19 protein-coding genes and 1 pseudogene are annotated in these 18,978 nt (G+C 45.5%); 9 read left to right on the forward strand and 11 right to left on the reverse strand.

The window, feature by feature from the left end; all coding sequences use genetic code 11:
• Window positions 1-9 precede the first annotated feature (9 nt).
• Entirely contained in the window at window positions 10-834 is an 825-nt protein-coding gene (gene dapD, locus EYR25_RS13530) for a 2,3,4,5-tetrahydropyridine-2,6-dicarboxylate N-succinyltransferase (RefSeq protein ID WP_133180726.1), read from the forward strand.
• Between the two features lie 70 nt (window positions 835-904).
• Here the strand turns inward: dapD and EYR25_RS13535 are convergent, their stop codons facing one another.
• From EYR25_RS13535 to EYR25_RS13550, 4 genes are all read right to left on the reverse strand, one after another.
• Entirely contained in the window at window positions 905-2,833 is a 1,929-nt protein-coding gene (locus EYR25_RS13535) for an HD domain-containing phosphohydrolase (protein ID WP_133180728.1), read from the reverse strand.
• Between the two features lie 190 nt (window positions 2,834-3,023).
• Entirely contained in the window at window positions 3,024-3,899 is an 876-nt protein-coding gene (purU, locus tag EYR25_RS13540) for a formyltetrahydrofolate deformylase (protein ID WP_084294880.1), read from the reverse strand.
• Between the two features lie 156 nt (window positions 3,900-4,055).
• Window positions 4,056-5,537, reverse strand: a complete 1,482-nt coding sequence (locus EYR25_RS13545; protein ID WP_133180730.1) for a PTS transporter subunit EIIC — start codon at window positions 5,535-5,537, stop codon at window positions 4,056-4,058.
• Window positions 5,489-5,953: a flavodoxin gene (locus EYR25_RS13550; RefSeq protein ID WP_133180732.1), complete on the reverse strand. Its 465-nt coding sequence runs from the start codon at window positions 5,951-5,953 to the stop codon at window positions 5,489-5,491. The genes EYR25_RS13545 and EYR25_RS13550 overlap by 49 nt, the downstream gene beginning before the upstream one ends.
• Before the next feature lie 123 nt (window positions 5,954-6,076).
• On the opposite strand from EYR25_RS13550, the gene EYR25_RS21220 reads away from it, so the two are divergent.
• Complete coding sequence (locus tag EYR25_RS21220; protein ID WP_039978277.1) at window positions 6,077-6,250, forward strand: hypothetical protein; 174 nt, start codon at window positions 6,077-6,079, stop codon at window positions 6,248-6,250.
• Window positions 6,251-6,401: 151 nt separating this feature from the next.
• On the opposite strand, the gene truC is transcribed toward EYR25_RS21220, so the two are convergent.
• Together truC and EYR25_RS13560 are read right to left on the reverse strand one after the other, a co-directional pair.
• Window positions 6,402-7,256: a tRNA pseudouridine(65) synthase TruC gene (gene truC, locus EYR25_RS13555; protein ID WP_133180734.1), complete on the reverse strand. Its 855-nt coding sequence runs from the start codon at window positions 7,254-7,256 to the stop codon at window positions 6,402-6,404.
• Complete coding sequence (locus EYR25_RS13560; protein ID WP_133182872.1) at window positions 7,243-7,563, reverse strand: YqcC family protein; 321 nt, start codon at window positions 7,561-7,563, stop codon at window positions 7,243-7,245. Before EYR25_RS13560 ends, truC begins: the two co-directional genes overlap by 14 nt.
• 146 nt (window positions 7,564-7,709) lie before the next feature.
• Here EYR25_RS13560 and EYR25_RS13565 point away from each other — a divergent pair, with 146 nt between their 5' ends.
• Complete coding sequence (locus tag EYR25_RS13565; protein WP_023267375.1) at window positions 7,710-8,723, forward strand: DUF3549 family protein; 1,014 nt, start codon at window positions 7,710-7,712, stop codon at window positions 8,721-8,723.
• The gene (locus tag EYR25_RS13570) at window positions 8,720-9,106 is read left to right on the forward strand and encodes a DUF3301 domain-containing protein (protein WP_089067404.1); all 387 of its coding nucleotides are present in this window, start codon (window positions 8,720-8,722) and stop codon (window positions 9,104-9,106) included. Before EYR25_RS13565 ends, EYR25_RS13570 begins: the two co-directional genes overlap by 4 nt.
• 2,001 nt (window positions 9,107-11,107) lie before the next feature.
• Here EYR25_RS13570 and EYR25_RS13575 read toward each other — a convergent pair.
• Both EYR25_RS13575 and EYR25_RS13580 read right to left on the reverse strand, forming a co-directional pair.
• Entirely contained in the window at window positions 11,108-11,413 is a 306-nt protein-coding gene (locus tag EYR25_RS13575; protein WP_023267373.1) for an Mpo1-like protein, read from the reverse strand.
• Window positions 11,406-12,044 (reverse strand): GNAT family N-acetyltransferase, encoded by a 639-nt coding sequence (locus EYR25_RS13580; RefSeq protein WP_133180736.1) that lies wholly within the window; start codon window positions 12,042-12,044, stop codon window positions 11,406-11,408. The genes EYR25_RS13575 and EYR25_RS13580 overlap by 8 nt, the downstream gene beginning before the upstream one ends.
• Before the next feature lie 144 nt (window positions 12,045-12,188).
• Between EYR25_RS13580 and EYR25_RS13585 the strand changes: the two genes are divergently transcribed.
• On the forward strand, window positions 12,189-12,422 hold the full coding sequence (locus EYR25_RS13585; protein WP_133180738.1) for a DUF2789 domain-containing protein: 234 nt from the start codon (window positions 12,189-12,191) through the stop codon (window positions 12,420-12,422).
• A 33-nt stretch (window positions 12,423-12,455) separates the two neighbouring features.
• On the opposite strand, the gene EYR25_RS13590 is transcribed toward EYR25_RS13585, so the two are convergent.
• A complete protein-coding gene (locus EYR25_RS13590; protein ID WP_039978274.1) occupies window positions 12,456-12,854 on the reverse strand; it encodes a DUF3192 domain-containing protein in 399 nt (132 codons plus the stop codon).
• A 147-nt stretch (window positions 12,855-13,001) separates the two neighbouring features.
• On the opposite strand from EYR25_RS13590, the gene EYR25_RS13595 reads away from it, so the two are divergent.
• Window positions 13,002-13,385, forward strand: a complete 384-nt coding sequence (locus tag EYR25_RS13595) for a hypothetical protein (RefSeq protein WP_023267369.1) — start codon at window positions 13,002-13,004, stop codon at window positions 13,383-13,385.
• Window positions 13,385-14,158, forward strand: coding sequence for a Zn-ribbon-containing protein (locus tag EYR25_RS13600; protein ID WP_023267368.1), 774 nt, complete (start codon window positions 13,385-13,387; stop codon window positions 14,156-14,158). Before EYR25_RS13595 ends, EYR25_RS13600 begins: the two co-directional genes overlap by 1 nt.
• A gap of 109 nt (window positions 14,159-14,267) precedes the next feature.
• On the opposite strand, the gene syd is transcribed toward EYR25_RS13600, so the two are convergent.
• Window positions 14,268-14,918 carry a SecY-interacting protein gene (gene syd / locus EYR25_RS13605; protein ID WP_133180740.1) on the reverse strand — a complete coding sequence of 217 codons (651 nt, stop codon included), beginning with the start codon at window positions 14,916-14,918 and terminating at the stop codon, window positions 14,268-14,270.
• Window positions 14,919-14,977: 59 nt separating this feature from the next.
• On the opposite strand from syd, the gene queF reads away from it, so the two are divergent.
• Window positions 14,978-15,838, forward strand: a complete 861-nt coding sequence (queF, locus tag EYR25_RS13610; protein WP_086902359.1) for an NADPH-dependent 7-cyano-7-deazaguanine reductase QueF — start codon at window positions 14,978-14,980, stop codon at window positions 15,836-15,838.
• A gap of 38 nt (window positions 15,839-15,876) precedes the next feature.
• Here the strand turns inward: queF and EYR25_RS13615 are convergent.
• Window positions 15,877-16,827, reverse strand: a pseudogene (locus tag EYR25_RS13615) (LysR family transcriptional regulator).
• A gap of 122 nt (window positions 16,828-16,949) precedes the next feature.
• On the opposite strand from EYR25_RS13615, the gene EYR25_RS13620 reads away from it, so the two are divergent.
• Window positions 16,950-18,938, forward strand: a complete 1,989-nt coding sequence (locus tag EYR25_RS13620) for an alkyl/aryl-sulfatase (protein ID WP_133180743.1) — start codon at window positions 16,950-16,952, stop codon at window positions 18,936-18,938.
• The last annotated feature ends 40 nt before the right edge of the window (window positions 18,939-18,978 follow it).

The following is an 18,978-nucleotide window of genomic DNA, read 5'->3' on the forward strand; positions in this document are numbered from 1 at the left end:
GAGAAGTAAATGGAGGCTTTACGCCAACGTATTGAGGCCGCATTTGAAGCGCGTGCCGACATCACACCAAGCACTGTTGACGCAAGCGTGCGTAACGATGTGCAAAATGTCATCAATATGCTCGATAAAGGTGAACTGCGCGTCGCCGAGAAAATCGATGGCCAATGGCATGTACATCAATGGTTGAAGAAGGCGGTATTACTGTCATTCCGTATTTTCGATAACGCGGTTATCGATGGTGCAGAAACCAAATATTTCGATAAAGTACCGTTAAAGTTCGCCGAATATGACGAAGCCCGCTTTAAAGTCGAAGCTATCCGTGTGGTGCCATCGGCAACCGTACGTAAAGGTTCATTCATCGGTAAAAACACTGTGTTAATGCCATCTTATGTAAACCTTGGTGCTTACGTTGACGAAGGCACTATGGTTGACACTTGGGCAACCGTTGGCTCATGCGCGCAAATTGGTAAAAACGTGCACTTATCCGGCGGTGTTGGCATCGGTGGCGTACTCGAGCCGCTGCAAGCGGGCCCTACCATTATTGAAGACAACTGCTTTATCGGCGCACGCTCAGAAATCGTTGAAGGCGTCGTGGTTGAAGAAGGCTCAGTGATTTCAATGGGCGTTTATATCGGCCAAAGCACCCGTATTTATGACCGTGAAACGGGCGAAATCCACTACGGCCGTGTACCAGCTGGCTCAGTCGTGGTATCGGGTAACCTGCCATCGGCTTGCGGTAAATACAGCCTATACGCTGCTATCATTGTGAAAAAAGTGGACGCAAAAACCCGCGGTAAAGTGGGTATCAACGAACTGTTACGTATCGTCGATTAAGCGTTTCGCTACATAGCGGGATAACAAAATGCCAAGCAAGCTACTTGGCATTTTTATCAACCAAGTTCTGTTAAATTAAACGCTCTACATCCTGCCTTAACTTATTCGCCATCGCTATTGCACGCCAGCCGATTACGCCTATTGCATGTTGCGCCTTATTCACAACCACCAAAAACTCAGAGTCAGACTCATTAAGCTGCTGCAACGCATCTTCTGAAGTCGCCACATCACTAATTAAAGGAACAGAATGCTCCATGATTTGATGGGCTTTTTTACGCAAAAAAGCCCTATCCTGTTCTCGCTCGGCTGCACTGCCAATGAGAGGGCTGAGCCAATAGTCCAATAATCTTAGGGTGATAACGCCAATGAGGTGATGTTCTTCATCCTGCACAACTGCCACCTTAGCATGGGCGTGAGTCAGTAGTCGTTTAATGTCGGCTAACTCATGGTCTAAAGTGACTGTCACTACCGGGTCTAGCGCGGCAGAACCTATATGATCGCTAATACTAATTTCACGGTTAATAAGTACCTCTAAACAGGTTTCAACTATGTCAGGATCAAATAAGGTCCCTTTACCCGCCCGCAGCACTTCTGTCATCTTCGCCAATCCCAATGACGGACGATAAGGTCGATGTGATAGGATTGAATCAGCCACATCGGCAACGGCAATAATTTTAGCCTCATAAAGAATTGCTTTATCCTTCAATCCCAAGGGGTAACCCGATCCATCAAGCCGCTCATGATGCTGTAATATCATCTGTTTTATGGGCCAAGGAAATTCGACATCCTCTACTATTTCTGCTCCATGCTGTGGATGAGTTTGAATTAAGGCGTATTCTTCTTTGGATAGTTTTGAAGGCTTAGTCAATATCTGCGATGGTATGGCAAGTTTACCTATGTCATGCACCAGTGCACCGATTTTTAGCCCCTCTAAACGCTGCGGTTCAAGTCCGAGTTTTTCACCTATTAGATAACTTAATTGGGCTACCGACTTTTGATGCCCCGCGGTATAAGCATCTTTAAGCTCTAATGCCTCGGAAATGGCGCTGATAAGCTGGGTTAACGATTGGGATAATTGTTCCTTTTGCGCCTTGATGATTTTGGACTGACGAGACACCGCCCTTAAACTTCGTGGAAGCTCAATCGAGTGCCATAAAATACTCGCAAAAGTGAGCAATGAGCGGGCATCTTGACGACTGTAGGGGTCACTTCGACCAACGACGCAAATAATTCCCATCAACCGATTTCGAAATAAAATGGGTACCGCTAAATAGCGTTCATCAAGCAGTAATTTATCGAATACTCGCTCGGTACCCGCTGGCTTACCTAGGCTATTTTTAATGATAGGTTTAAAGTTTTGAGCGCATTCAAGCCAGACAAGACTTTCAGTTTCAGGAGCTTGGGTTTCTTCTTCGACTATGTCTTGGGGGCCAATCTTAGACTGGGGATATTGGGTTCTAGCCGCCAAGGTAAGTAATTTCGATTTTTCGTTATGTAAAAGAATAAATCCATGTTGACTACTACTGAGTGCAACAGATTTGGCTACAGCAACGCGGAAAACATCCTCTGGAGAAGACCTTATGACTTCTTCATTATGCTGTAACCAAACGTCGCTCGCTTGGATTGCTCGGCGATAATCTACATGCAACTCTTTAATTTTGGGATCTTCAAAATTTATCTCTGATAAGATCAAGTACCATCCATCTTCTGGGACTGCATGCAAAGCAAAATGCACATTCGTACCATTATTGTCCTGTAACTGGAAACCGATATAGCCATCGCTACGATGCTCAATATCGGCACATAAATCAGTGTCAAAAGCACTGAATAACTGACAAATGGGTTTATTAATGATTTGCGCTGCTGAGCGGTTACAGCGCTCATAAAAGGCTTGACTCATTTTTTGAACACGAAACTCTTTATCGAGTTGTGCCCAAGACAAATGCAAACCATCGGGTAGATCCATCGTTCCGACAATTAGACCGCGATTTGTTGACATCCAACCTCCATCCTTGATTAAAAATAGGAATGTAGACTTAAAAACTCATTAGGACATGAACAAAGCAAAAATCCTATTAAACATAAGGATAGCAAAGCTAATGTAAGCCACAGGCTAAAACTGAAACATAAGATCCCCATCACGGTATAGGCAAGAGCGTGCTGGGGATACTCAAATAAAATTTAACGACTTAAAACACAATGGTCTTATTGCCGTAGACCACTACTTGCTCATTCAGCACAAGTTGTAATGCTTTGCTGAGGACGCTTTTTTCGACATCTCGCCCCGCTTTGGCCATTTCAAGCGCGCTGTAACTGTGATCGACAGGGATCACATCCTGTTTAATGATGGGCCCTTCATCGAGGCAATTATTCACAAAATGCGCCGTCGCACCGATAATCTTTACCCCTCGCTCCCAGGCTTGGCGGTAAGGTGCGGCACCGATAAATGCTGGCAAGAAAGAATGATGGATATTGATGATACGGTTTGGATATTCGGCGACGAAATCCGGCGTCAGCACCCGCATATATTTAGCGAGCACCAGATAATCGGGCGCGTATTGCGACACAGCGGCCAGTAACGCCTGCTCATGCTGAATTCTGTCTAGTCCTTCGTGACTTACTAGATGAAAAGGAATATCAAATTTTTCAACCAATTCCCTTAACACATCATGATTGCCCACCACGGCTGCTATCTCAACATTCAAGCCGCCATAGTAGGCCTTCATCAGCAGATCGCCCAAACAATGGGCTTCTTTGGTGACTAATACGACGATACGCTTCTTACCCGCGCTGACCAAGGTCATATGATTTTGCGCGGGTAACACCTCCCGCAGATCCTGTAGCAATTGCTCGCTGTTAAAGTGCCCTTCGAGCTCAGTGCGCATAAAAAATCGCCCCTGAGCATTATCCACAAACTCACTGTTTTTAATGATGTTAAGCTGATGATTGAAGCAAACACTGGTGATTTTGGCGATAAGCCCTTGGGCATCGGCGCAATCTGTCATCAGGATTTTACGTGCTAAGGCGGGTTTCGCGTTCGATACTTGTTCATGCTGTGACTGCAAAATCTGATCTCCTCTATGGTCCCTTATTTGAGTGTGCCATAGCCCATTCACTCACACAGCATGAAAAGCTTATTTTTTGTGATAAAAAGTGAATTTATTGTGAGTTAACTTTATTAAACACAATAAAGCAGCGATTAATTTCAATAAGATTCAATATTAACGCCGAGTATCTAAATAACGCTGCAAGACTTTGCGTAGGGTTTCGGCTTTGGTGCCATACACCACTTGTACACCTTTGCCCATCACAATCACGCCCTTAGCACCGAGCTGGCTGAGTCGCACTTTATTGACGAGCTCAGGGCTGTGCACACTTAAACGTAAACGGGTGAGACAAGCATTGAGCTCAACAATATTCTCGCGACCGCCCAATGCCGCAATGATGGCCCTTAAGCTCTCTTTGGCACCATGGGGTTCATCGGGTTCGAGTCGTCCTGGCGTCTTTAAATTAAATGCCAAAATACTGCCCCTAAACAGCAGGTAATAAATCACCGCCGTCAGCGGCCCTAAAAATGCAAACCAGCCCGTATTGCGCGACAGGGAAAACAACAGCGTGAAATCCACCAACCCATGGGAGAACACAATACTGTGGTGAATATCGAGTAAGATGCAGACAAAATATGCCAGCCCCGACAACACCACGTGAATAAGAAATAAAATCGGCGCCACAAACATAAAGGCGAACTCAATCGGCTCTGTGACTCCTGTCAGCCAACTGGCCGCCGCAGCGGAAAGCATAATGCCCGCAACCCGATTACGCTCCGAGGGATCGGCACAGCGCCAAATCGCCAGCGCCGCTGCGGGCAATCCCCACATTTTAATCAAATAGCCGCCCGCTAAATTCCCCGCCTGCGGATCGCCCGCTAAATAGCGCGCCACTTCACCCCGAACCACTTCAGAGTTCTGTAACTGGTATTGGCCAACTTCTAAATAGAAAGGTGCATTCCAGATATGATGCAAACCAAGGGGAATGAGTAAACGTTCGAGCGCGCCATAAACACCAAAGGCGATGGCCGGCTTTTGGTAAACGGCCCAATCGGAAACACGCTCGATTAAAAGAGATAACGGTGGCCACACATGGGCAAGGATATAACCTAACCCCATCGCCAACGGAATGATCAATAAAGAGGCGCTGCGCCGCCCCTCGAAAAAGGAGAAAATCGCAGGCAGGCGAATATATTGGCTCCAGCGCACGGCAAAGCAAGTCACGCCACCAATCAACATGCCGCCAGCAATCCCTGTATCTAAGGTTTCCATGCCAAGTAGTAATTGGGTCGGCAGTTGATAAAGATCCGCTAATGCGGCTAAGGTGGCCGTCATCACCCCATAACCAAATACGGCAGTAAAAGCGGCGATGCCTTGATCGCGGCAAAACCCTATCGCCACCGCCACCGCAAACAACATGGGCATGATGGCAAAAATCAGCTTGCCAACCGCCAGCATCAATACGGTTAGCACCTCAGGCATAAAAGGGATTGGACTTACGGTTAAGCCCAGCATCACACCCGCCGCGGGCAAAATGGCAATAGGGATTAACAGCGCCTGACTTAAACGCTGGGCAAATTTAAACCACTGTTGAGTAACGAAATGGCCTAAGCGGCGCGTCCGGATTTGACGATTTGATTCCAGCTTTCCAGCCATTTTATCGCTTCGACCTCAGGTTCCATGGTTTCACAGGCATCAATTTCAAGACGCGCCACAACGGGTTTAGCACCTAACTCACTGAGCAATTCATCTACCGATTTACCCGCACCGCAAAAGGTATCGTAACTCGAATCACCAAGTGCGATTACGCTGTATTTCAGCTCAGGCAGATAAGGCGCCGTCTCCTTAAGATGATAATACCAAGGCTGGATATCGTCGGGTAAATCCCCTTGCCCTGTCGTCGAGGTCACCACCACTAACAACTCATCCTGTGGTGGCGTAAATTGGCTAATTTCATTCGGTTGCCACAATTTGGCGTCATAACCAAGTTCTGTCAGCGCTTTTTCTAAGGTTTCGGCGGTAAATTGTGCGCTACCATACACAGTGCCGAACACCAGATTAACTTTTTTCATGATATACTCCGTGCCACATGCGTAAACGCAACTTAGCTGAAGTTACTTTATTGTGAGGCTTTAGGGCAAGCAACAAGGTAAAAATTTTATAAATCAAGTTATTGAGCATGGGGAAGCAAACTGATGCGACAGAGCAATAGGCAAAAACACCTCAAGCACCAACATAAAACCACCCAAATACGACGTAAACATTACTTTCACGCCGCCCAGCAAAATCTGCAATTACCGCCTAACGCCTCGGCGGAATACTCGACCTTAGCCAGCTTGATATCCAACCTCAAAGCAACCGTTAGTTAAGACCGCCGAATGTTGCAGTGAATTGCATGCAACTAGACATATCTCCAAGATGCAAGCTTAAGTCAGCACTCGCCTTAGGCTAGAAGTATCTTTAAGCTAGGAGTCGCCTCTTAAGCGACCACAGACCCTAAATGCCCAAACAAGCATTGCCTTAAACGGTCGTCGTTTGCTCTGCAATCAACACACTTGGCTCGCAACAAAGTACGGCATCATCCCAACCCAGTCCTGAAAACACGGTTTCCCATTCTGGCTCAAGCTCGGTTTCAATACTTAAGCGCTCAAGTGTCACCGGGTGAGTGAAGGTTAACTTTTTCGCAATCAACCACAGTCGATTGAAATCGAAATGCGCGCGGAAGAACGCATTTTGCTTACCATCGCCGTGGGTGGTATCGCCAATAATCGGGTGACGTAAATGCGCCATATGGCGTCTGAGTTGGTGCTTACGCCCCGTTTTTGGACTCAGTTTCACTAACGCGAAGCGACTAGTTGCATAACGCCCCGACGGATAAGGAATTTCGGTATTTAATAGCGGCTCATATTGAGTCACAGCGTCCTGCGCGGCCTTATCTTGATTGGCAAACTTGTCTGCCACCTCATCTAATTCGACTTTGAGCGCATAATCCAACACACCACTCTCATGCATATTGCCACGCACCAAGGCCAAATATTGTTTTTCAATACTGTGGTTGGCAAATTGCTCGCAAAGGGCGTTGGCTACCTCTCTGCTTTTGGCAAATAACAACACGCCCGAGGTGGGTCTATCTAAACGGTGTACCGGAAACACATGGCAACCAACAAGATCCCGTGTCAGTTGCATCGCAAAAAAGCGCTCACGCCGCGCTAAGTAGCTGCGATGAACCAATAATCCCGCGGGTTTATGAATAGCTACCAAGTGCTCGTCTTGATACAAGATACGCAGCTCTGGCGCAGGCTCTGACTGTTCGTCGTTCTCGCTTGGATTGTATTTATCCTCTGGCATATCCAGCCAATCATCATCTAGGTTCATTTAACAACATATCCAATTCATTTAAGACGGCGATTAAAGGTGTTAACGCCGCTTGTTCTGACCACACATGTTCCGCCATTGGGGCTATCGCAATTTTGCTTGGCAAAGGTTGCCCCGCATCGATAAGGGCTTGCATGCGCGGAATAAAGATAAACTGCAACCATTGTTCTAACGACATAAGATCACAGGCAAAAGGCGCCGTACTGGCCATGGCTTCATCACTGGGCGCACGAGTAGACCAAAGCCCGGCACTTTGTAACTCGTGGGCAATTTGGGCTAGTTTGGATTGAGTTTGGCTGTAAAGCATCGATATAAGGTCCATTAAGCCACGGTCATTCGACAATTAAGCGTTGCGACTGAGGCGATAAAAGTGTGGCAATCATACCATCGCGCACAACTTCCCCCTATAATGTCGCCAATTTATTGAGCCTTTTTGATTGATATGGCAGCCAAATGACTGAAATTACCACGCTTAGCCAATTTTTAACGACCGCCAAAACCCAATTCCAAGTCTATGAATTAGGACGAAGAGTACAGCACATCGATATGCTGGCCTTCCATCAAATCGAATCATTAGTCACACCCTACCCTTACCCAATTCAAGGGCATGCCCAATTTGCCATCGTGTTTTGGAACGAAAGCCAACAGCACTTTATTTGGTTCCTAAAACTACCGTTAGACGAACAAGGACTGCTTTCGCCTGCGCCGCGCTCACAGTTTATTGAAATGGTATTAACGGCACTGGGGCAAGATCCGACTCAACCCTTAACCGATGAGCAACAGGATCGCCTCGCTAACAATCCGTTTAGCTTTAAGCCCAGCCAAGAAAAACTGGCGGTATTTAACGCCTTAGTGCGTAAACAATTAGGGTTAAGCGCTTCTATTCAATATGAATTTGCAGTGCAATATCTCTCGGGACAAATTGCACCGAGTGAATGGCAGCATATTGGCCTGCAAGGTTTGAGCGACGTATGTGTTCGCCTTGGTGAGTTAGATCACGAGCAGCAACTCCTTGCCAGTTTTGACAATAGTGCGATTGAAGTGCAAATTGCCCTGTGCCAATGTCTCGAACATCTGCATTTAACAGAAGGACTTGCGAATAAACTTTATGCTAAGTTTGTGGCAGCTCCTCCCGAGTACCAAGCCTATTACTTACGCGCACTCGCTTCTCATACCGAATTGAGCCAACAAGCCCTCGCCCATCTTCAGCAAACCGAGCGCTTAGAGGCCAATGAACTCATCAGTATCGCAGGCCGAAACTGGACGGTATTAAAGCAAGAGCTGAGTCGCAGTATTTACCTCGAAGCATTGGCGCGACAACCCCAGGCCTTTTTTAATCAGATCTTTGCTGATATTGTGGCGATACCGAGTTTACGCAATCACTTATTGGGTGAATTAAGGAATCCCAATCGGAGTGTTCAACTATCACAGGCCATTGGTGGCTTGTTTAAGGCTACAAGTAAATGATGTCAGATCTGCTGTTAATTATTGCGCTAATTGTGGTTGCGGCCTTCTTTTGGCAATTACGTCAAATGGCAGAATTAAGCCGTATTTTTGCCGAAAAAGAATGTTGTAGACAAAAAGTACAACTCTTAGCCATCGCAATGGAAACGGCTCGCCCCAGCCTTGGCGGCACGACAGGGATCTGTTGGAGGGCAAAATACCTATTCGAATTCAGCACCGATGGCATTAACCAATACCGCGGCCATATATGGATGCTAGGGAAAAAAGTGCAAAAGATTGAATGGCCTATTTTCCCAGAGCCAGAATGGCAAGAAGCACCAATGGCCAAAGGCAAGTTTGGTGGTTGCGGCAGCCAAAGTAGCTGTAGCTCGGGCAAATGCCATTAATTGACTGCCGTAGACCTTTGAGTTGAATAGACAATGCCGAGTCGTATAGATAACACTCAGCTATAGCTCGGCTCTACATCCGTACTCAATCAGCTTTATCTGCACGAATACCAAAAAAGAAAGGGCGTGGTCATAAGACCACGCCCTTCTGTTCTCTGTTAAGCTATCCCGCTATTTTCGTGCTCCCTGCACCATCCATGCGTCAACTTGCGTCCTGCATCATCCCTGTTCAATCCGTGATATTTCCCTGTACTCAACGTACTTCCCTATCTCTTGGCGTTCCTTTTACCAAGCTTGCTCTTTCCTGAGCGGTTCCAGCATCATCCGTGAAATAGGTTCAGTAGCATCCTTTCTATTGCACTCCATGTGCCATTGCAATCCTATGCAATTAGGCTATCTATCCCTGATAGTCTTTCCTTCCGTGGTTCGCATCGCTTTCATCCTGAAAGTCTCTCCTTACCACTCCATCAGTGTTTATTCCTTAAACACTGTCCAGTCATCCTGACTGCTAACTTCCTGTTCGCTGTAGTTCCGTCTACAAATGAATTCTACGACAGCTACGGCTGGCCAGCTTTCGTAAAAGCCAAAAATCTAAGCTGCCATATTAAGTTCACACAGGGGGAAATTTATTAACGTTTTGATTAAAAATAATTTATTAAAAACAATATTGTCATTGTCAGTCAAAGAACTTACAAATTACTTACACACTTGTGAGATATATCTCACAAAGACAATGGCAATTTTTATCCTTGTCAAACATTTTGACATCCAAAAAATCTGAATCCCCCTGACACAATTATCTCAATAAATAAGCAGAAATCCGTCACTTTATAGAATTACGTCTGTATCAACATATAAAAATGGACAATATGACCTAATTCATGTTGTGAAGCAGAAATTAATGCTGTTCATTCTAGGGCGTGTTGGCGTTTCGAGATCAGATGTTGTTCGTTCTGGCAAGCACGTGCTCGCGAAACCAGGAATGATGTGTCGTTATTCTCACCCAATGACAAGCAGCTCTTGTGGTAGAAAATATGTATAAACGACTCCGCTTGTAAACGTTACAGGCGTTATTATACCAATCGTATTAAATATCTGTTCATTCAGCGGGAGTTAAACGGGCTTTAGACAAGGCGAAGACTTTTACTTCACCTAAACTTCATCAAACCGTACAGATCTTTGCCTAATTGTCTGCTGTATTGCAGCCCAAATATCTCAGCAACGCCAACACGCACTAGCCAAATAGCCATGACTCGAATTGCAAAAAAGAAAAGGGCGCACCGTGTGCGCCCCATTTATTCTCTGTAAGCCATCCTGCTCAGTTTGAGCTCCCTGCACCTTCCATGCGTACGTTTGCTTCCTGCAATCGTCCTTGTATCCCTTTTCCCTGTGTATGGAAAACCATAACACTTAATCCGTTGCACCGAAAATCCTGCTTCGGTTATAACCACATCCTATGGTTCGTCCTCGTCGCATCCTGCTTAACACCATCCATAGTATTAGTACAAGCTGTTCACCTTATACTTATCCTTTAACCCAAGGCTTAACACTTTGAGTAACGCTTAATCCTTAAGTTTGGCTTTTATCATCCTGAAACCTGCCATACCAGCAGATATAAATTCCATATCATCCATGAGAAAGCAGCCCTGCTTTTCCTTAACCTATCCTAGGCATATGACAGCTTTCCTGCAGTCAGAGATTCAAATCCAAGAATCTTAATTCGTCGCTTCTTGCGTCCCTCTCGCCTGTATTGCAATCCCTGCTATCCGTTTGTTTTGGCGTTGAGTAAATTCTACGTGGTTCTCGCTATTTTTGTTTCGCTTAAAGAACACACGCTAGCGCATTTTTCATACAACCACGTTTTATTCAAACATAACACAATGATTTTAAATACACTTTAAAAACTATGATTACAAAACAGTCAGTGAGAAAACATTTTATCCTACAGGCTTTGTAAGCGATCTCTCACACGGAAGTAAGCTTCCTACTTGCCATACAAATTCAGCGTTTGAGTTTTCCGGTGAGAATTTGTGCAAACATCACCCAATCGCCCATCAAACTGTAAAGCGGATATTGAAATGTCGCGGGGCGATTACGTTCAAAAATAAAGTGACCCACCCAGGCAAATCCGTACCCTACGACCGGAGTTAATAACAATAATCCCCAATGGGAAGTGACTACCGCCATGACAATTAATAACAAAACCAGAATGCTGCCAATAAAATGTAGCCGCCTACAGGTCAAATCTTGGTGCTGCGAAAGATAAAAAGGATAAAACTCAGCAAAAGAGCGATACGGTTTATTCATCTTGTTGACTCGTATAAAAGAGCAATTGTCCTGCAACACTGCCAATATTAAGTTCACCCAAAGACACAAAATCATGCATTAAAAAAAGACGAGTGTGAGCTTCCTGCGCGCTAAAGACCCCAACACCTTCAAGCTCAGGTTGTTCATCACACCAACTCACTACGGCTTGCACGAGTTGATGCCCTAAACCTTTATGCTGTTCGTTGGGTGACAAGGCAATAAACTGCAGAATGCCGCACTGCTTACTCGGCAACAGCTCTAAAATGCTCGATTCCTTCTTTATAATCGCTTGAGTAGATTGCCATCCTGTACCGAGCAACATTTTGAGTCGCCAGTGCCAATAGCGACCTTCACCTAACGGTACCTTTTGAGTCACAACACAAGCAACGCCGACTAATCGCGTCTGATGAAAGAGTCCTATTAGTGCTTGTTTTTCCTGCCAAAGTGTATTGAGTTCCTCACGGATCGCTGCGCGTAACTTTTGTTCATAAGCGAATTTGTCTGAAGTGGACAAAGCATCCACAAAGAAAGGGTCGTCATGATAGGCGTTATACAGAATCGAAGCGGCAAGGCGTAAATCTTCGGCGGTGAGGTAAACTGCACGGCACTCATCCAAGGTATTATTGTCCATTATTAGAATTCCTTGATTTAGATCACACTCTTATGAGTAGTAATCAATGTATCAAGTAAACCAAAAAGTGCAAATTTTAATCATAGATTGCTTTTTCTAGTGAGTTGCATACCCTAGATAAAGGCACGCAGAGAGGATGTAAACATGGATACAACACCCGTCGATATGAGCCATTTATTTGAACAGTTAGGATTAGCCAATCAAGCTCAAGCCATTACACAATTTATTGCGACCCACAAACTTTCACCACAAACACATTTAACTGACGCCCCATTTTGGACTCAGGCACAAAAGAGTTTTCTTATTGAAGCGTTAGAGGCTGACGCGCAATGGACCGAGCTTATTGAGCAACTTGACGCACAATTAAGAAGGCCCTAATAATTTAGGGCCTTGTTTAATATAGTGAAGTTGTTAAATCTTGCTGTAGGCGGTATCACCCCAACCCACTAGCACATTATTGCTTAAGACGATTGGCGTGCATTCATCCTTAGTGGTTTTACCGTCACTGTGGGCATGCTGGGTGCGATAAAAGAGTACCAACACTTCTTTATCGGCTTGGCCGCCATTCTGCTGCAGATAAGATTCGCTAAAATCCGAGGCGCCCATTAAGGTCATCACTTGGTCTTTGCTCATACCAAGGCTGAGCTTAGTCAGATTATTGCGGTTTTTATCCTGTGTTATTTCCCAAGATTCGCTGCTATCCCACTTAGATTCACTGTCGCCGACATTGACCACACAACCACTAAGACCTAAGCTTGCTAACCCTAAAAATGTGACCGCGATGAGTTTGCGATTAATATTTGCGTTCATATTATGACTTCCTGTGTACTTGTTATAAAAATGCTCAAAAAGCAAAATCAATGCCAAAAAGCAATGTGTTGATTTATAAGAACTAAAATAATCAAGCTCCAGTGAGTTAGTGAAAAATACGATATAGATTAAGGAATTTCACTTATTATGAGTCCCATTGACCAAGTGTTAGCAGCAGCGTGCGCCCTCGAAGCCAGCGGTAAAACCCCAAGCCTTGCCCTGATAAAAAGCCGCGTCGGTAACAAAATCCCCATGCCGCTGCTAATCCAAGGGTTACAGCAGTTTAAATCGATACCTAAAGCCGAGCGTGAGCGTTTAGCGGCCCAAACTCAGCCCGTGGTTGAAGAAACAGACACCGCCGAAGCTTCGCCACTCACAGTCGCCACACTGGCGCAACAGTTAGCCCAGTTGCAACAGGGTATTGAGCAAGCTTTCGCGTTAAAAAACAACGAGATCATGCAACTCAAAAATGAACTTATCGAGCTGAAACAACGTGTCAGTCAACTCGAATCCCAAGGAAAATCCGCTTAATGTTTGTCACCGAATTGCGCTTTGAATGCTTTGCCGATACCACCATCAGTGCGGCAGAACGTGCCATCAATCAATTACTGGAAGCCTACCGCGCTAATGGCCAAATCCTTGGCCGCGAATTTGCCGTGGCCTTTAATGAGGGCGAATTTCGAGTACGCTTACTCATGCCTGAAAAAAACAGTTTGAATCATCGTTATCACAGCCCTTGGGTGAAAAAAGCGCTGGCGGAATTAACCGAGGCTAAGCTACTGGCGCCACGCGAAAAATTCATCGGTCAGGATATTAATTCTGAGGTGAGTAATACTGAGCCACCCAGCTGGCAGCTGCTCTACACTAGCTATGTGCATATGTGCTCGCCCCTGCGAAGTGGCGATAACTTGCTGCCCATTCCGCTGTACCAAATCCCCGCCACCTTTAATGGTGACCATAAACGGGTGATCCGCTGGCAAACCGAGTGGCAAGCCTGTGATGAGTTACAAATGGCGGCAGCCACTAAGGCAGAATTTGCCGCGCTGGAAGAATTATCCAGCCCAAACAGTGATTTATTTAGAAGAGGTTGGGACTTACGCGGCCGAATCGAATACCTGACCAAAATCCCCACCTACTATTATTTATATCGCGTCGGGGGACAGGATCTGCAATCCGAGTTAGCTCGCCCCTGCCCACGCTGTGGCAGTCACGACTGGAAACTCGACGAGCCGCTATTAGATATGTTCCACTTTCGCTGCGAACCTTGCCGCATAGTGTCTAACTTGTCTTGGGATCATCAATAACTGACCCATTGATGAATGGCAAACTCGGCAGGCTAAATAGCCGAGCCGAGTTTACGAAACAGGTTTGCAAGAGGCTTTTCAAGAGACCTTTGCAACATTTACCCCGCGCTTAACGCTTACCTATCAGGTTGTGCCACATACGTTTAAAGCTGGCAAAAATCCCCGAATGTTCGAGCGCCGGCATAGGTAATTCTTCATGTTTGACGGGCGGCGCGATACGTGGCGATAACGCCTCAATAAATTCAGCTAAACTCGGCGCCAATTGGGCAGAAGGAAGCTCGCCGGGAATTTCAACCCAGACACTGCCATCGGCATTATCAACGGTTAGCATCTTATCGCCCTCATCGAGCAAACCTATAAACCAAGTTGCTGGCTGCTTGAGCTTTTGCTTCATCATTAAGTGGCCGATAATATTTTGCTGCAGAGCATCAAAATCCGCCTCGTTCCATACCTGCAGCAATTCGCCCGTGCCCCAGGGTGAATCAAACAGCACGGGCGCCGCAAAATATTCACCATAAAAGTCATTGATATCCGGCCACAGTTTTAGCTCAAGCGCATGTTCAACATTCGCAAAACTGCCTAGCTGTTCACGCTTAACCGGGAGCCAAGACACCGCCTCATCGGACGCTTCATCAAACTCACCTTGAATACACAAAGATGGCTCGCCCTGCGGGTAATATCGTGGTAATTCGCCTAAAGTTGATAGGTAGGATCGATGGTAATTATCTAAAAATTTATCGAGAGCAGGCAGACAAGACACTTAAGCACAATCCAATTTCGGGTATAATGTGCGCCTATTTTGACATGGAAACAGTATTGATGACACACAATCACGATCCCTATAGTGATGCAAAAGAGCTTGCCGGCCTAACCTTAGGTAAAGCCACGGATTACCAAGCCGAGTATGATGCGTCGCTGCTGCAAGGGGTTCCTCGCTCACTTAACCGTAACGCTATCAACCTCACGGCGGAAAGTTTGCCTTTCCACGGAGCCGATATCTGGACGGCCTATGAGTTGTCATGGCTAAACGCCAAGGGCAAACCTATGGTGGCAATTGCCGACATTCAGCTAAGCCATGAAAGCCAAAATCTGATCGAGTCAAAATCCTTCAAACTGTATTTAAACAGTTTTAACCAAACCAAGTTCGACAATATCGAAGCTGTGCAAAAAACCTTAGTGCAGGATCTCGGTGAATGCGCCCAAGGCCAAGTCACAGTGAAGATTATTGAGCCTAAGAGTTTTGGTATTCAACGCGTCGTCGAGCTGCCAGGCACTTGCATTGACGATCTGGATATCGAAGTCAGCGACTATGACTTTAACCCGGATTATCTAGAAAACAGCACAGATGACAAACAGATTGTTGCCGAGACACTCAATTCTAATCTGTTGAAATCAAACTGCTTAATTACCTCTCAGCCGGACTGGGGCAGTGTGATGATCCGTTATCAAGGGCCTAAAATCGATCGCGAAAAGCTACTGCGCTATTTGATTTCGTTCCGCCAACATAACGAGTTCCATGAGCAGTGTGTCGAGCGGATTTTTGTCGATTTAAAACATTACTGCCACTGCACTAAGTTAACCGTTTACGCCCGCTATACCCGTCGCGGAGGCTTAGACATTAACCCTTACCGCAGTGATTTTGAACACCCTGGCGAGAGTCATCGCTTAGCAAGACAGTAAGCTGATTATATTTTTTAAAACAAATTCTAAGCTCTAAATCAGTTGTAATCATGACTAAACTGATCTAGAGCTTTTTTGTTGTTGCTCGTCGAACTCGCATCAAGTAACAAGCGACGCAACCATTGATGGCTTGGGTTTTGTGTATATTTGCTGCTCCACACCATATACAAATCAATAGGTCTCGTTTTCAATGGCATAGGTAAAATCTGCAAACCAAAAATTTCAGCGTATTGACTAGCGTATCGCAAAGGCGCAATACCTATCGCCTCACTTTTACCTACGGTTGCAAACATACTTAATAGGGATGACTGCTCGCTGTACATCTTGCGCCTAGGCAACACGCCTTCTGTAAACAAGTCCCCCGCAGTCAAATTAAAACGCCGCAAATTTAAAAATACGTGTTTCTCCTCAAAATACTGTTGATTGGTAATGGCACCTTGAATACGAGGATGCTGCTGACTAACAATGCATACCAATGTCTCGGTAAAAAGTAATTTACTCGAGAGCAAACTTTGCTGCGCGGGTTTAATGTCAATCGCCACTGCAACCCGCTCAAGTAAAATATCACGGTATAAATCCACCTCTTGAGGGGGGGATACACGGAAAATCACTTCAATATCCATATTCTGCAATAGGGACTGAACCCCAGCTTGCAAAGCCTCAATAACTGATTCATTAGCATAAACATAAAAGTGCCGCTAACTTGAGTGAGGTTCAAAATGTTCAAATCCCAACAAAACACTGTCAATGTCGGTCATGGGCTGTTCAAGCTTACGGTAAATCTCACGTGCAACCGCTGTCGGTTCGATCCCGCGCCCAACACGAGTAAACAATGACTCTCCTACCCATGCCCTCAATCGACTAATGGCATTACTTACCGACGATTGGGTAAGGTCCAACTCCTGTGCAGCCAGCGTAAATGAGCGGGTGCGATAAACCACCATAAACACTCGCAGTAAGTTCAAATCTAATGGCTTTTGTGTCGGCATAGGATGATGACTCATTCACAAGATGAATATTACAACCCAAGCTAACTCGAGTTATCTAAATACACAAGCTGGCTATACTCAAATCATTAACAACTTGGTTACCCTCCTAAGTAGGAAATATTATGCAAAAATCTCTAATCACAATGAGTATTATCGCAAGCTTTGCCTTTAACGCCGCAGCAGCTGAACATGAGCACGAGCATATCAGCCTTCACTATCAGGGAAAGGCTGCAACTGAACACACTATCAAGGCGAATAAAGCCGCAGCGGATAAACTGAATTACGCAGATAAAAAAGCCTTTGAAGAGTTTTCGAAGAATCTTATCGCCGAACTCGATGAACCTACGGCAGCGATTTTACGGGCAGACTTTAGTTTTATTAGCGATAAAACCCCCGATACAGTAAACCCTTCCCTTTATCGCCAAGCTCAATTGAATATGGTCTCAAACGGCCTATACAAGGTTACTGAAGGTATTTATCAAGTTCGAGGTACCGACTTAGCCAACTTAACCCTTATTCGCGGTAAAACGGGCTGGATCCTTTATGACGTACTACTCACCAAAGAATCGGCAAAGTTGTCCCTAGAATTTGCGCTTAAACACTTACCAGAGGGCAATGATTTACCCGTGGTCGCGATGATTTACTCCCATAGTCATGCGGATCATTTCGGTGGTTCGCGCGCCATTAAAGACATGTACCCGAATGTCAAAGTCTATGGTTCCCATAACATCACCAAAGAAATTGTTGACGAAAACGTCCTCGCAGGAAATGCCATGAGCCGCCGCGCCGCCTATCAATACGGCGCCACATTAGAGCGCAATGAACAAGGAATTGTCGATGCCGCACTCGCAAAAGGCTTATCCAAAGGCGAAGTCACCTATGTAAAACCCGATATCACCCTTAACAGCAAAGATAAATGGGAAACGCTAACTATCGATGGTATCGAAATGGTGTTTATGGATGCCTCGGGCACAGAAGCTGCGTCGGAAATGGCCACCTATATTCCCGCAATGAAGGCTCTATGGACGGCTGAACTCACCTACCATGGCATGCACAACATTTACACGTTACGTGGTGCAAAAGTCCGGGATGCCATCAAATGGTCTAAGGATATCAATGCATTGCTAACACGCTTTGGTGATGATGCGCAGGTATTGTTTGAAGCCCACTCTGCGCCTGTCTTTGGTAATGCAGATGTCAACGCCTACTTAAGAATGCAAAGGGATAACTATGGCCTAGTCCATAATCAAACCCTACGTTTAGCCAATAACGGCGTCGGCATCCAAGATATTGGTGATGCGATTCAAACCACCATCCCCAAGGCAGTACGTGATACTTGGTATACCAATGGTTATCACGGTACCTATAGCCACAATGCGAAAGCCGTATACAACATGTACCTCGGCTATTTCGATATGAATCCAGCCAACTTAAACCCACTACCCACAAAGGATGAATCAGCCAAATTTGTTGAGTATATGGGCGGCGCTAAAGCCGTGCTGAAACATGCCCAAACCGACTATGCCCAAGGAGAATACCGCTTTGTAGCCACCGTACTCAATAAAGTGGTGATGGCAGAACCGAATAACAAAGAAGCTAGACAGTTACTTGCCGATACCTATGAACAACTGGGTTATCAAGCAGAAGGCGCAGGATGGCGCAATATTTACCTCACTGGCGCCCAAGAGTTAAGGGTAGGTATTCAACCCGGCGCTCCCAAATCAGCCTCGGCAGATATTTTAGGCGAAATGGATATCTCAACTCTTTTTGACTTTCTCGCAGTGAGAGTGGATAGCATCAAAGCCGCTGAGCTTGGGCTGTTAAGACTTAATGTGATTAACCCAGACACTAAAGACATTCTCTATGTAGAGCTAAGTAACGGTAACTTAAGTAATATTAAAGTTGATAAGCCACTCGCGGCGGATAGCGATCTCTATATTGATAAGCGTGACATTACAGGTATTTTACTGGGTAAAACGACCCTTAAAGACTTACTGGCCAATGGTCGCGCTAAATTAGAAGGCGATAAAACCGCTTTTGGTAAAATCATGTCAAGCTTAGTACAGTTCGATCCAAACTTTGAAATCGTCCCGCTACCAAGTGCAAAGTAAATAACTCAACGCCCTGAATTTTCAGGGCGTTTTTATAGGA

Origin of the sequence: Shewanella decolorationis (assembly GCF_004354305.1) — a bacterium.
Classification (GTDB): domain Bacteria; phylum Pseudomonadota; class Gammaproteobacteria; order Enterobacterales; family Shewanellaceae; genus Shewanella; species Shewanella decolorationis.

Bases quoted from the DNA above. Each gene is read 5' to 3' on its own strand.
- EYR25_RS13590 (WP_039978274.1), bottom strand. From the start codon at position 12,854: ATGAACGCAAATATTAATCGCAAACTCATCGCGGTCACATTTTTAGGG.
- EYR25_RS13565 (WP_023267375.1), top strand. From the start codon at position 7,710: ATGACTGAAATTACCACGCTTAGCCAATTTTTAACGACCGCCAAAACC.
- EYR25_RS21220 (WP_039978277.1), top strand. From the start codon at position 6,077: ATGCGACAGAGCAATAGGCAAAAACACCTCAAGCACCAACATAAAACC.
- EYR25_RS13550 (WP_133180732.1), bottom strand. From the start codon at position 5,953: ATGAAAAAAGTTAATCTGGTGTTCGGCACTGTGTATGGTAGCGCACAA.
- EYR25_RS13595 (WP_023267369.1), top strand. From the start codon at position 13,002: ATGAGTCCCATTGACCAAGTGTTAGCAGCAGCGTGCGCCCTCGAAGCC.
- EYR25_RS13600 (WP_023267368.1), top strand. From the start codon at position 13,385: ATGTTTGTCACCGAATTGCGCTTTGAATGCTTTGCCGATACCACCATC.
- dapD (WP_133180726.1), top strand. From the start codon at position 10: ATGGAGGCTTTACGCCAACGTATTGAGGCCGCATTTGAAGCGCGTGCC.
- queF (WP_086902359.1), top strand. From the start codon at position 14,978: ATGACACACAATCACGATCCCTATAGTGATGCAAAAGAGCTTGCCGGC.
- EYR25_RS13620 (WP_133180743.1), top strand. From the start codon at position 16,950: ATGCAAAAATCTCTAATCACAATGAGTATTATCGCAAGCTTTGCCTTT.
- EYR25_RS13535 (WP_133180728.1), bottom strand. From the start codon at position 2,833: ATGTCAACAAATCGCGGTCTAATTGTCGGAACGATGGATCTACCCGAT.
- EYR25_RS13545 (WP_133180730.1), bottom strand. From the start codon at position 5,537: ATGGCTGGAAAGCTGGAATCAAATCGTCAAATCCGGACGCGCCGCTTA.
- EYR25_RS13580 (WP_133180736.1), bottom strand. From the start codon at position 12,044: ATGGACAATAATACCTTGGATGAGTGCCGTGCAGTTTACCTCACCGCC.
- truC (WP_133180734.1), bottom strand. From the start codon at position 7,256: ATGAACCTAGATGATGATTGGCTGGATATGCCAGAGGATAAATACAAT.
- EYR25_RS13560 (WP_133182872.1), bottom strand. From the start codon at position 7,563: ATGCTTTACAGCCAAACTCAATCCAAACTAGCCCAAATTGCCCACGAG.
- EYR25_RS13575 (WP_023267373.1), bottom strand. From the start codon at position 11,413: ATGAATAAACCGTATCGCTCTTTTGCTGAGTTTTATCCTTTTTATCTT.
- EYR25_RS13570 (WP_089067404.1), top strand. From the start codon at position 8,720: ATGATGTCAGATCTGCTGTTAATTATTGCGCTAATTGTGGTTGCGGCC.
- EYR25_RS13585 (WP_133180738.1), top strand. From the start codon at position 12,189: ATGGATACAACACCCGTCGATATGAGCCATTTATTTGAACAGTTAGGA.